This is a genomic window from Aeromonas sp. 96A (assembly GCF_051919165.1).
GTDB classification, from domain to species: domain Bacteria; phylum Pseudomonadota; class Gammaproteobacteria; order Enterobacterales; family Aeromonadaceae; genus Aeromonas; species Aeromonas veronii.
In genome coordinates, this window is the sequence record NZ_JBQBFE010000001.1 from 2511186 (window position 1) to 2522500 (window position 11315).

Below are 11315 nucleotides of genomic sequence, written 5' to 3' on the forward strand. Positions count from 1 at the left end.
GAATTGAGCGAGCGCCATGATGCGCTCGCAGCGGGATTAACCGTGGTTGCAGATCTTGTCGGCGCGGGTCTGGAAACCCTCGGCCGAGTCGATGAATTTGCCGCGGGCAGCCAGAAAGTCGATCAGCGCTTCCGCATCCATCTCGCTGGCGCTGCAGGTATGAAAACGGGCCTCGGCACCGAACCGCTCGGCCATCGCCTGTTTCAGGCTGGCACGGGTAAATTGCCCCCCTTGCGCCAGCATCATTTCCATCACTTCGTGACCATGAACCGATTGCGACATCTCTCACCTCAATAATGAACATATTTAATGCCAATTAAATATCTCCACGCCCGGAGGGATCTTGATACAGGCCAATAAATTGCGCATTACCTGGTCAGGGGAGTGGTCACCGCCACCGCTTTGTCGATAATGTGGCAACCCGCGTCAGGGATCGCTACACTGGCGCCCCTTTTTGGCCATCGCAGACAATGTATAAGGATATTGGCGTCATGCTGTTCCATGGAGAGGCTCTCAAGCCCTGGCAGATCTGGACCCGCCGACCACTCTGGCTCAAGACCCTGATCGGTATGCTGACAGGGGTGGGGCTGGGCGTTGGCTTTGAAGAGCAAGCCCTGCTGCTCAAGCCCCTTGGCGTCCTGTTCGTCAACACCATCCAGATGCTGATGGTGCCCCTTATCTTCTGCTCGGTCATCGCCGGTCTCACCTCGCTGCTCAAGGGCAAGGCCCTCGATCGCATCGGCAGCAAGGCGATCTGCCTCTACTTCTGTTCGACCGCCATCGCCATCTGCATCGGCCTGATGATGGGCTGGCTGCTGGAACCCGGCATGGGTGCCGACATGGGCCCCTATGAGCGGGTCGGTATGTCGGAACCACCCACCCTGGCCAGCGTGCTGAGCCATCTGGTGCCGAGTAACCCGGTACAGGCGATGGTGGATGGCAAGATCCTGCAAGTGATCGTCTTTGCGGTGGCGCTGGCGGTCGCCCTCAATGCCAGCGGTCGCCGTGGCCGCCCCGCCATCCTCTTCTTCACCTCGCTGGCCGAGGGGATGTTCAAGCTGACCCAGATGGTGATGGCGCTCGCGCCTTACGGTGTCTGCGCCCTGATGGCCTGGATGACCGGCAAGTACGGTCTCGACCTGCTGCTGCCGCTGCTCAAGGTGATCGGCGCCGTCTACCTCGGCTGCCTGCTGCACGTGCTCGGGGTCTACAGCACCCTGCTGCTCCTGCTGGCACGGCTCAATCCACTGCACTACTTCAAGAGCATCGTTGATGCTCAGGCGGTGGCCTTCACCAGCAGCTCCAGCAACTCCACCCTGCCCATCAGTCTGGCCTGCGCCGAGAAGCGGCTGGGAGTCTCCCCCGCCATCACCGCCAAGGTGCTGCCCATCGGCGCCACCATCAACATGGATGGCACCGCCCTCTATCAGGGAGTGACTGCGCTGTTCGTAGCTCAGGCATTCGGTGTGGATCTGCACATGGTCGATTACCTGACCATCATCAGCATCGCCACCCTGGCCAGTATCGGCACCGCAGGCACCCCGGGCACCGGGTTGATGCTGCTGACCCTGACCCTGACGGCGGTGGGCTTGCCGCTGGAAGGGGTGGCACTGATTGCGGGCATTGACCGGATCCTCGACATGGCGCGCACCACGGTCAACGTATCGGGGGATATTCTGGTGTCGGTGCTGATCGCCCGCAGCGAAAACGAACTGGATCTGGCGACCTATCACGATGCTAGCGCAGGGGAAGATATCGAGTTCCCGCCGCGCTAGCGGAAGAGAGATCAGCTGTCGTGGGGATCGTGATGACAGCGCCAGCAGACGTCGAAGTTGGCGCCGTTCTCCTCCCCGCACTGGCCGCACAGCCAGCCGTTACCCTGACGCTGCTGGTAACGCTCGATGACCCGTCCTGCCTTGCTGCGATCCTCGGCCCGCACCATCAGGGTCACCTGCAACATGTCGACCGGCAGCTCGCCAAGGGCGCCCGACAGCCCCTCGCCATTGAGGCGCACCAGCACCCCTTCCGCCTCCAGCGCCCCTTTCAACGCGTGTGCCTCCAGGGTGTGTGAGGCGCGATAGAGATTGATCCAGTTATCCATAGCTCCCCCTTACAACAACTTGTCGATGCCAAACTCGGCGCCGTTCTCAATCATGAAATCGATGAATGCCCGCAACTTGCGCGGCATCAGTTGCCGCTCCGGAAACAGCAAATAAATCGGCACCCTGGGTTGCTGCCACTCTGGCAGCAGGATCACCAGCTCGCCGCTGGCCAGCTCATCCTGACAGAGCATAGCGGGTAACGAGGCCAACCCCAGCCCCGCCTTCGCCGCCTCCCGGGCACAGGTAATATTATTGACCCGAAAACGGGATGGGGGGTCAACCAGCACCTCTCTGCCATCCAGCTCGAAGCACCAGTGAGAGGCGAGAAACCCGCTGCTCACCGTCACCCGCTCGTGGTTGGCCAGATCCTCCGGCCGCTCGATGACCGGGCTGCGGGCCAGATAGTCCGGGCTGGCACAGAGCAGCCGCCCGGTGCTCCAGAGTCGGCGCGCCGCCAGATTGGAGTCGCTCATATCGCCAATCCGCACCACCGCATCCAGCCCTTCACTGATGGGATCCACCACCCGGTTGGTCAGCTCCAGCTCCACCTGCAGGGCGGGATAGGCCTGCAAAAACTTGGCGACCAAGCGCCCGACCACCAGTTGCCCCGTCTCGATGGGCACCGCCAGTTTGAGAGTGCCGGTCACCTCCTGCTGGCTGGCGCTCAGCATCAGCTCGGCTTCGGTCAGGGCATCGACCGCCTTGCTGCAGTGCAGGTAGTACTTCTCCCCCTCCTCGGTCAAAGTGAGCTGACGGGTGGAGCGATAGAGCAGACGCACTCCGAGCCGCTGTTCCAGTTCAGCGATGCGGCGGCTGACCATCGCCTTGGTCATCCCCAACTCGCGGGCAGCCCCCGTAAACGAGCCCTTGTCGACGATACGCACCAGAATTAACGCGGCATTGAGATCCATTGTTGCACCAGTGAAACTGTATATCTCGTGAACCAATACTAATCGAAACAGTTGACCAGTGTTAGCCTGCGCCCCTTAAGTTCAGGAATCACAAAAATGAGTCAACACAAAAAAATTCCCCTGCTGGCAGCCATGATATTGGCGCTGCTCGGTCTGCTGTTCGCCGGTTACTGGTATCTTCACGGCCGCTATTTTGAAAGCACCGACAACGCCTATCTGCAAAGTGAAGTGACCGGGATCAGCTCCAAGCTGCCCGGCTATATCCGCGAAGTGCTGGTCACCGACAACCAGCCGGTCAAAGCGGGCCAACTGATCGCTCGGCTCGATGATCGCGAATACAAAACCAGGGTCGCGGAGGCCGAAGCCGACCTGCGCCTCAATCAGGCGACGGCCGAAAATCTGGCAGCCACCCGCACCCAACAACTGAGCCTGATCCAGCAGGCCGAGGCCAAGGTCGCCTCCGCCAATGCCGAACAGCTGCGCGCCAGCCAGCAGGTCAACCGGATCAGTCAGCTCAACCAGCGCCACTACAGCTCGCAAGACAGTCTGGACGAGGTACGTGCCGGCCTGCAGGTCAATCAGGCGCAAGCCCGGGAGGCCCAAGCCGCCCTGCAAGCGGCCCGTGAGCGACTGCTGGTACTGGATGCCGAGCGCAAACAGAATCTGGCCAAGCTGGCATTGAGCGAAGCACAACTGGAACAGGCCAAGCTGGAGCTCGGCTACACCGAACTGCGGGCACCGGCCGATGGCATCATCGGCAAGCGCAGCCTGCGGGAAGGGCTCTACGTCCAGTCCGGCATGCAGGTCGCCAGCCTGGTGCCGCTGCAGCAGGTGTGGGTCGAGGCCAACTTCAAGGAGACCCAGCTCGCCCATATGCAGCCGGGCCAGAAGGTCGAAGTGGTGCTCGATGCCTACCCGGATCAACCGGTCGAGGGGATCATCGACAGCCTGGCCCCGGCGACCGGCGCCAAGTTCGCCCTGCTGCCACCGGAGAATGCCACCGGCAACTTCACCAAAATCGTGCAACGGGTACCGGTGAAGATCCGCATCCCCGAGCCGGGCCCGCTGGCAGGCAAGCTGCTGCCGGGTCTCTCCACCGAAGTGATCGTGGATACCCGCACTCCTGAGCCCGTGGTGGCCGCCAACTGATGGAACCCATTCCACGTCGCAACTGGATTGCAGTCATGGGGGGGCTTATCGGTGCCTTCATGGCCATCCTCGATATCCAGATCACCAATGCCTCCCTGAAGGATATTCAGGGGGCCCTGTCGGCCACCCTGAGCGAAAGCTCCTGGATCTCCACCTCCTATCTGGTGGCGGAGATGATCGCCATCCCCCTGAGCGGCTGGCTGAGCCGGGGGCTGAGTGTGCGCCGCTACCTGCTCTGGACCACGGGGGCCTTCATCGTCGCCTCAGTGCTCTGCTCGTTCAGCTGGAACCTCACCAGCATGATCGTCTTCCGGGCGCTGCAAGGCTTCACTGGCGGGGCGCTGATCCCGATGGCCTTTTCCCTCATCGTCACCCTGTTGCCGTTACAGAAGCGGGCCACCGGCATGGCGCTGTTTGGCCTCTGCGCCACCTTCGCCCCCGCCATCGGCCCAACCCTCGGCGGCTGGCTCACCGAGCAGATGTCGTGGCACTACATCTTCTATCTCAACGTGCCGCCGGGACTGCTGGTGATGGCCATGCTGGCCCACGGGCTTGATAAAAAACCGGTGGACTGGGCCGTGATCAAGCGGGTAGACCTCATCGGGATTTTCACCATGGCGCTTGGCCTCGGCTTGCTGGAGGTGGTGCTGGAGGAGGGCAACCGGGAGGACTGGTTCGGCTCAAGCTTCATCGTGCGACTGGCGGTCATCTCGGCGGTGGCGCTGGTATTCTTCGTCATCAGCCAGCTGATCCGCCGTCACCCGCTGGTCAATCTGCGGCTGCTGCACAACCCGCGCTTCGCGCTGGCCTGCTTCGCCTATCTGATCCTCGGCATGGCGCTGATGGGATCTATCTATGTGTTGCCGCTCTACATGACCCAGATCCACAACTACAACGCGCTGGAAATCGGCGAAGTCCTGATGTGGATGGGGCTGCCGCAACTGCTGGTGCTACCGCTGGTACCCAGGCTGACCCACAAGATAGACCCGCGCTATCTAGTGAGCTTCGGCTTCCTGATCTTCGCCGTCAGCTGCTTTATGAACGTCAACATGAGTGCCGACTACGCCGGGCCGCAGCTGATCCATTCGCTCATCGTGCGAGCGCTGGGACAGCCCTTCATCATGGTGCCGCTCTCCCTGGTCGCCACCGCCAGCCTGAGCCACGACGAGATCCCCTCCTCCTCGACCCTGCTCAACGTGCTGCGCAACCTCGGTGGTGCGTTCGGTATCGCCATCATCGCGACCATGCTCGATAACGATACCCGCACCCATGTGCTGCAAATTGGCAGCACTCTGGCCGCCAGCAGTATCGAGGGGCAAAACTATCTGCTGCAACTGGCCCAGAGCATGATGGCGCAGGGTTCAGGCCCCGAGATTGCCCAGCAGCAAGCACGGGCCATGCTGGCCAATACCATCAACCGGGAGGCGGCCATCATGGCCTACAACCAGGTGTTCTACATCATGGGGATCTTCCTGCTGATCGCCAGCGCACTGATGCTGTTGCTCAAATCCCCCGCCCCACGGGCAGCGGATGCCGAACCGCTAGAGGCGTGAAAAACGCCGGGCATAAAACGAAAACGGGCCAATGCCCGTTTTCGTTATCTGTTACCTGCACTCAACCAGAAAGCGTTATCCCGCCAGCGACCCTGCAATCAGGAATTGTGCTGCGAAGTAGCTACTCATCACCCAGGCGCGGGCGTGGGGAAAGGGGCGGCGGAAGCGATCAAGCGCCAGCATGCTGTCGGAGAAGAGGAACATCAGCGCCCCCACCAGAGCGGCGGCAGAACCGGCTGTGAGAGAGGCGTGCCAGGCACCGGCGGCCACCCAGGCCATGCCGATGATCACCAGCATGTAGCAGAAGACCGGGATCCGCATCTCCCCAAGCTTGCCCCACAGCAGGCCAAAGACCATGCCGGCGATCAGCAACAGCAGCAAACCATCCACCAAATTGAGCAGCAATGGTCCTTGGGCAAAACCGACGATATAGCAGAGATGCGCGACAAGAAATGCCGCCAACCCCTGAATGAAGCGATCGCTTGGCAGCATCAGCAGCACATCGCCCGCCAGCGAGAGACAAAGGCCGAGCAGGATCCAGGCGTGGGAACCGTCGTGGTCATAACTCTGGTAGCCGAACGCCAACGCGATGATAAGCAGCATGGTCAGCGGCTTGCTGATATAGAACTGGCGGCTGTCTGAACCGTAGGCAGCACGGATGTGCCACCAACCTGAAGCGATGATCAAGAAACTCAATAACATGCCCTGCTCCTCACCTGTTGCTCGCAGTCATACGGCAACCGTTTTTATCATGGTGCAGGGTAACAAATTCCCTCCCCCAGTGGCAGGGGTGCTTATCAAATGGGCAGGCTAAGCCTAAAGTCTAATTGCCGCAGCGAGTGGTTCAGGGCATAAGTGACGGGTCTGGAGGATCACCATGGAAGAAGCTATGAAGAACTATCTGCCCGCCATCGATATCATGATGTGCCATCTGGGGATCAGCTTTGAGCAGGCCTGTGAACAACTGGGTCTTAGCCAGCAGGAGCAACAGGCACTGGATCAGTTGCAGCAACAGCAGAGCCAAGCCAACTAAGCCCTCCCGTTATTGGATATCATGATGCGCCATCCGGGAATCAGCTTTGAGCAGGCCTGTGAAGAACTAGGTCTCAGCCAGCAGGAGCAACAGGCATTGGATCAGCTGCAGCAACAGCAGAGCCAAGCCAACTAAGCCCTCCCGTTATTGGATATCATGATGCATCATCTGGGGATCAGCTTTGAGCAGGCCTGCGAACAGCTGGGTCTTAGCCAGCAGGAGCAACAGGCACTGGATCAATTGCAGCAACAGCAGAGCCAAGCCAACTAGTCCGTTCTAACATGCATACCAAAGAGAAGACCGCCAGCAGGCGGTCTTCTCTTTTAGTCTCTGTGATAACCAGACGGCATCATGCAATGCCTGCCAGCAGGCGACTCCAGTTGCGTTTACCTGCGATAAAGCCATCCCGCAGGGCCCGGTACTCCAGTTGCAGCTTGAGACGGTCATAGCGCGCCAGCGCCTTGCGCTTGCGCAGCTCCAGCAGCCGCTTGCGACTGGCGTAATAGTGTTGTAGCTGCTGACTCAGCTTGTCGTACTCCTCCTGCAGCAGCGCCTGCCACAGTTCGCGATCTTCCTGCTTGCGCAACTTGGCTTGTGCCCGTTTAAGCTGCATCTGCAGCCTGGCTTGTTCGATACGCTCCTCCGGCGAGGATCTGAGATCCCCCGCCAGACCACACCAGGAGGCGAGCCGGATCAACCACTTGGTCGGATCGAACTGCCACCAGTGAATGCCATTGCGGTAGTCATTCTCGAACAGGTGGTGAAAGTTGTGGTACCCCTCGCCAAAGGTGAAAAAGGCCAGGATGCCGTTATCGCGAGCGGTATTGCGGTCGGTATAGGGCTGACTGCCCCAGATATGGGCCAGCGAGTTGATGAAGAAGGTGGTGTGGTGAGTCATCACCATCCGCAGTACGCCCGCCAACAGCAACATGCCGAGCATATCCCCGTGCCACAGGCCAAGCAGCAGCGGCAAACCCAGATTGGCCGCCAGCGCCAGCGCCAGATAGTGGCGGTGCTGAAACGCGACCACCGGGTTGTTCTGCAGATCACGCACATTGCTGTAATCGCCATAGCGATCTCCCTGATGTTCCCGCAGCACCCAGCCGATGTGGGAATACCAGAAACCGCGCCCCGCGCTGTAGGGGTCTTTATTGTTGTCATCCACATGACGATGGTGACGGCGGTGGTCGGCCGACCAGTGCAGGGCAGAATTCTGCAGCGCCAACGCACCGCCGATGGCAAATAACCACTGCAAAGCGGTGTGCGCCTTGTAGGCCTTGTGCGACCAGAGCCGGTGATAGCCTGCGGTGATGGAGAGACCACTCAGGCAGAACAACAACAGGAAACTGGCCCACTGCCAGAGATCGTAACCGTGGCTCATGCCGTACCAGGGCACGACAATCAACGCCACTATCCCAGAGAGGGAGAACAGCAGGGTATTGGTGAAAATAATGGGGGGTCTGGCCATCTCATTGCATCCTTTCAGCGAACAGCTGTTCGCCATTTTCTATGGTGATTTCCTCACGGTCAATGGTAAAAAAGTAGGATACAAACCTGATCCTGAGGCGCCTTCGGGTTATCATTTGTCCTCGTTAAGCTGAAGGTGACTGATTTCGTGGGTATTCGCGCTCAACAAAAAGAAAAAACCCGGCGTACATTGATCGATGCTGCATTCAGCCAACTGTGCGCCAATCGGAGTTTCTCCAATCTCAGCCTGCGGGAAGTCGCTCGTGAAGCGGGCATCGCCCCAACCTCTTTCTATCGCCACTTTCGCGATATGGAGGAGCTGGGCCTGACCCTGGTTGACGAAGGAGGTCTCACCCTCCGCCAACTGATGCGCCAGGCACGCCAGCGCATTGCCGGTGGTGGCAGTGTCATCAGCACCTCGGTGCAGACCTTTATGGAGTTCGTCGAGAACAACCCCAACATCTTCCGGCTGCTGCTGCGGGAACGCTCCGGCACCTCGGCCGCCTTTCGTCAGGCGGTGGCTCGCGAAATCCAGCACTTTATCGCAGAGCTAACCGATTATCTGGAAGCCACCACCGAAGCACCACGGGAAGATGCCTACATCCAGGCAGAAGCCATGGTCACCATCGTCTTCAGTGCCGGTGCCGATGCACTCGACATGACCAGCGAAGAGTGCCGTGCACTCTCCGACCGAACAATTCGCCAACTGCGGATGATCGCCATGGGCGCGGAGGTACAAAACCAGAAGCGCCGTGAACCTCACCCATGACCACAGGATGGAGAACGACATGCCTGAACAGCTTATGATCCCGAAAAAACCGCTCGCCATGGCCATGCTGATTGGTATCTGTGGCGATGCTTCTCTGGCCGTGCTGACCAACTCGGTTATCCCCTTCTCCTTCTTCCCGTTGATTGCCCTCTGGCTGGCGGCCTATCAGCTGTTCCAGCACTATCGTCATGAACCCATGGTGGGCAACACCCCCATCTGCACCCTGCTCTGCTTCTTTATCGGTGTCTTCGGCCACTCCGCGCTGCTCAAGGTGCAATACCCGGAGCTTGGCAGCAACTTTTTCTCCCTGATCATGATGCTGCTGTTACTGGCGGCCCTCTCCATCAAGCTCGGCCTGAGCATTGGCAACAAAGAGAAGCGCTGATAAATCGACCGAGTGATGGTAATCAGTTGATAGATAAAGCAAAGAGGCCTTCCCGACGGGAAGGCCTCTTTGCTTGAACTGTACCTGATTAATCCGGCAATCTCGGTATTCCCAACCTAGCCAAGCTGCTGGGTTTCAAGATCGACGTGCAGATGGAAGCGGAGGTGGTCAATATGGAACTTCCCTGCAACCAGCAGGCGGCAGAAGGCTGATTTGGCCGCCTGTAAACTCGCCCAAACCGCCTCAAATAAACCCTAAAAGGCTCGGGTATAGCCAGAAAATGGTGGAAATAACCGGCTATCTGGCCATCCTTCCGACAGGTAAAAGCGAACCATTGGCTGGTTTAACAAGCTAAAAACACCAAAGCCCGGTCATGAAGCCGGGCTTTTGTATTCGTTCTGGTGTGAAAGTCTTGGGTCGCTGGGTAAAGAGCGCCTATAGCAAAAAGGCCTTCCCATTTGGGAAGGCCTTCAAATTAGTGGCGGAGCGGACGGGACTCGAACCCGCGACCCCCGGCGTGACAGGCCGGTATTCTAACCGACTGAACTACCGCTCCGCATTCGGTTAGCTTGCGCTAAATTGTTTGCCGCGTCAGTTAGGTGTCATCCTCGCAGCCAGTGATGTGATTCTTCACATCGCTGTTTAATTGGGTGCCTGGCAGTGTCCTACTCTCGCATGGCGAATGCCACACTACCATCGGCGCTACCGCGTTTCACTTCTGAGTTCGGCATGGGATCAGGTGGTTCCACGGCGCTATGGCCGCCAGGCAAATTCTTAATCTAGAAAGCTGACGTGAATAACGACTTGGTCATTATCACTGAATTAGTAGTTCGCTTAGGTTTGCTACAAGCCTTAGAACACTTCTTGGGTGTTGTATGGTTAAGCCTCACGGGTAATTAGTATGGGTTAGCTCAACACGTCGCCGCGCTTACACACCCCACCTATCAACGTTGTGGTCTCCAACGGCCCTTTAGGACCCTCAAGGGGTCAGGGATGACTCATCTCAGGGCTCGCTTCCCGCTTAGATGCTTTCAGCGGTTATCGATTCCGAACTTAGCTACCGGGCAGTGCCACTGGCGTGACAACCCGAACACCAGAGGTTCGTTCACTCCGGTCCTCTCGTACTAGGAGCAACTCCCTTCAATCATCCAACGCCCACGGCAGATAGGGACCGAACTGTCTCACGACGTTCTGAACCCAGCTCGCGTACCACTTTAAATGGCGAACAGCCATACCCTTGGGACCGACTTCAGCCCCAGGATGTGATGAGCCGACATCGAGGTGCCAAACACCGCCGTCGATATGAACTCTTGGGCGGTATCAGCCTGTTATCCCCGGAGTACCTTTTATCCGTTGAGCGATGGCCCTTCCATTCAGAACCACCGGATCACTATGACCTACTTTCGTACCTGCTCGACCTGTCCGTCTCGCAGTTAAGCTGGCTTATGCCATTGCACTAACCTCCTGATGTCCGACCAGGATTAGCCAACCTTCGTGCTCCTCCGTTACTCTTTGGGAGGAGACCGCCCCAGTCAAACTACCCACCAGGCACTGTCCGCGAGCCCGATTCAGGGCCCTGCGTTAGAACATCAAACATACAAGGGTGGTATTTCAAGGACGGCTCCAGCGCAACTGGCGTCACGCCTTCAAAGCCTCCCACCTATCCTACACATGTAGGTTCAATGTTCAGTGCCAAGCTGTAGTAAAGGTTCACGGGGTCTTTCCGTCTAGCCGCGGGTACACCGCATCTTCACGGCGAATTCGATTTCACTGAGTCTCGGGTGGAGACAGCATGGCCATGGTTACACCATTCGTGCAGGTCGGAACTTACCCGACAAGGAATTTCGCTACCTTAGGACCGTTATAGTTACGGCCGCCGTTTACCGGGGCTTCGATCAAGAGCTTCGCTTGCGCTAACCCCATCAATTAACCTTCCGGCACCGGGC

11 protein-coding genes, 1 tRNA gene and 2 rRNA genes (1 of these 14 only partly in view) are annotated in these 11315 nt (G+C 58.7%); 6 read left to right on the forward strand and 8 right to left on the reverse strand.

Annotation, left to right across the window (positions count from 1 at the left end):
* Positions 1-36: 36 nt before the first annotated feature.
* Complete coding sequence (locus ACTG2W_RS11475; RefSeq protein WP_005357633.1) at positions 37-282, reverse strand: YecH family metal-binding protein; 246 nt, start codon at positions 280-282, stop codon at positions 37-39.
* A gap of 209 nt (positions 283-491) precedes the next feature.
* Between ACTG2W_RS11475 and ACTG2W_RS11480 the strand changes: the two genes are divergently transcribed.
* Positions 492-1775: a dicarboxylate/amino acid:cation symporter gene (locus ACTG2W_RS11480; protein ID WP_005357632.1), complete on the forward strand. Its 1284-nt coding sequence runs from the start codon at positions 492-494 to the stop codon at positions 1773-1775.
* 11 nt (positions 1776-1786) lie between these two features.
* On the opposite strand, the gene ACTG2W_RS11485 is transcribed toward ACTG2W_RS11480, so the two are convergent.
* Positions 1787-2101 carry a putative signal transducing protein gene (locus tag ACTG2W_RS11485; RefSeq protein ID WP_005339933.1) on the reverse strand — a complete coding sequence of 105 codons (315 nt, stop codon included), beginning with the start codon at positions 2099-2101 and terminating at the stop codon, positions 1787-1789.
* A 9-nt stretch (positions 2102-2110) separates the two neighbouring features.
* A complete protein-coding gene (locus tag ACTG2W_RS11490; protein ID WP_019444678.1) occupies positions 2111-3013 on the reverse strand; it encodes a LysR family transcriptional regulator in 903 nt (300 codons plus the stop codon).
* A gap of 96 nt (positions 3014-3109) precedes the next feature.
* Between ACTG2W_RS11490 and ACTG2W_RS11495 the strand changes: the two genes are divergently transcribed.
* Both ACTG2W_RS11495 and ACTG2W_RS11500 read left to right on the forward strand, forming a co-directional pair.
* Positions 3110-4162: an HlyD family secretion protein gene (locus ACTG2W_RS11495; RefSeq protein WP_021231553.1), complete on the forward strand. Its 1053-nt coding sequence runs from the start codon at positions 3110-3112 to the stop codon at positions 4160-4162.
* Complete coding sequence (locus tag ACTG2W_RS11500) at positions 4162-5715, forward strand: DHA2 family efflux MFS transporter permease subunit (RefSeq protein WP_440016226.1); 1554 nt, start codon at positions 4162-4164, stop codon at positions 5713-5715. The genes ACTG2W_RS11495 and ACTG2W_RS11500 overlap by 1 nt, the downstream gene beginning before the upstream one ends.
* Before the next feature lie 75 nt (positions 5716-5790).
* Here the strand turns inward: ACTG2W_RS11500 and ACTG2W_RS11505 are convergent, their stop codons facing one another.
* Complete coding sequence (locus ACTG2W_RS11505; protein WP_005348507.1) at positions 5791-6417, reverse strand: lysoplasmalogenase; 627 nt, start codon at positions 6415-6417, stop codon at positions 5791-5793.
* Between the two features lie 175 nt (positions 6418-6592).
* Here ACTG2W_RS11505 and ACTG2W_RS11510 point away from each other — a divergent pair, with 175 nt between their 5' ends.
* A complete protein-coding gene (locus tag ACTG2W_RS11510) occupies positions 6593-6748 on the forward strand; it encodes a hypothetical protein (RefSeq protein ID WP_005348505.1) in 156 nt (51 codons plus the stop codon).
* Between the two features lie 349 nt (positions 6749-7097).
* Here ACTG2W_RS11510 and ACTG2W_RS11515 read toward each other — a convergent pair whose 3' ends face one another.
* Positions 7098-8216, reverse strand: a complete 1119-nt coding sequence (locus tag ACTG2W_RS11515) for a fatty acid desaturase (RefSeq protein ID WP_106844110.1) — start codon at positions 8214-8216, stop codon at positions 7098-7100.
* Positions 8217-8363: 147 nt separating this feature from the next.
* Here ACTG2W_RS11515 and fabR point away from each other — a divergent pair, with 147 nt between their 5' ends.
* Complete coding sequence (gene fabR, locus ACTG2W_RS11520) at positions 8364-8984, forward strand: HTH-type transcriptional repressor FabR (RefSeq protein ID WP_005339921.1); 621 nt, start codon at positions 8364-8366, stop codon at positions 8982-8984.
* A 19-nt stretch (positions 8985-9003) separates the two neighbouring features.
* Positions 9004-9369: a YijD family membrane protein gene (locus ACTG2W_RS11525; protein ID WP_128834757.1), complete on the forward strand. Its 366-nt coding sequence runs from the start codon at positions 9004-9006 to the stop codon at positions 9367-9369.
* 479 nt (positions 9370-9848) lie between these two features.
* On the opposite strand, the gene ACTG2W_RS11530 is transcribed toward ACTG2W_RS11525, so the two are convergent.
* The 3 genes from ACTG2W_RS11530 to ACTG2W_RS11540 form a co-directional block, all read right to left on the reverse strand.
* Positions 9849-9925, reverse strand: a tRNA-Asp gene (locus tag ACTG2W_RS11530).
* A 96-nt stretch (positions 9926-10021) separates the two neighbouring features.
* Positions 10022-10136, reverse strand: a 5S ribosomal RNA gene (gene rrf, locus ACTG2W_RS11535).
* Between the two features lie 108 nt (positions 10137-10244).
* Positions 10245-11315 (reverse strand): 23S ribosomal RNA (locus ACTG2W_RS11540); it runs 1819 nt beyond the window's last position.

What these genes read in the sequence shown, in the direction of transcription:
- ACTG2W_RS11510 (WP_005348505.1), top strand. Translation starts at nt 6,593, where the DNA reads ATGGAAGAAGCTATGAAGAACTATCTGCCCGCCATCGATATCATGATG.
- ACTG2W_RS11485 (WP_005339933.1), bottom strand. Translation starts at nt 2,101, where the DNA reads ATGGATAACTGGATCAATCTCTATCGCGCCTCACACACCCTGGAGGCA.
- ACTG2W_RS11475 (WP_005357633.1), bottom strand. Translation starts at nt 282, where the DNA reads ATGTCGCAATCGGTTCATGGTCACGAAGTGATGGAAATGATGCTGGCG.
- ACTG2W_RS11505 (WP_005348507.1), bottom strand. Translation starts at nt 6,417, where the DNA reads ATGTTATTGAGTTTCTTGATCATCGCTTCAGGTTGGTGGCACATCCGT.
- ACTG2W_RS11515 (WP_106844110.1), bottom strand. Translation starts at nt 8,216, where the DNA reads ATGGCCAGACCCCCCATTATTTTCACCAATACCCTGCTGTTCTCCCTC.
- ACTG2W_RS11480 (WP_005357632.1), top strand. Translation starts at nt 492, where the DNA reads ATGCTGTTCCATGGAGAGGCTCTCAAGCCCTGGCAGATCTGGACCCGC.
- ACTG2W_RS11495 (WP_021231553.1), top strand. Translation starts at nt 3,110, where the DNA reads ATGAGTCAACACAAAAAAATTCCCCTGCTGGCAGCCATGATATTGGCG.
- ACTG2W_RS11525 (WP_128834757.1), top strand. Translation starts at nt 9,004, where the DNA reads ATGCCTGAACAGCTTATGATCCCGAAAAAACCGCTCGCCATGGCCATG.
- ACTG2W_RS11490 (WP_019444678.1), bottom strand. Translation starts at nt 3,013, where the DNA reads ATGGATCTCAATGCCGCGTTAATTCTGGTGCGTATCGTCGACAAGGGC.
- ACTG2W_RS11500 (WP_440016226.1), top strand. Translation starts at nt 4,162, where the DNA reads ATGGAACCCATTCCACGTCGCAACTGGATTGCAGTCATGGGGGGGCTT.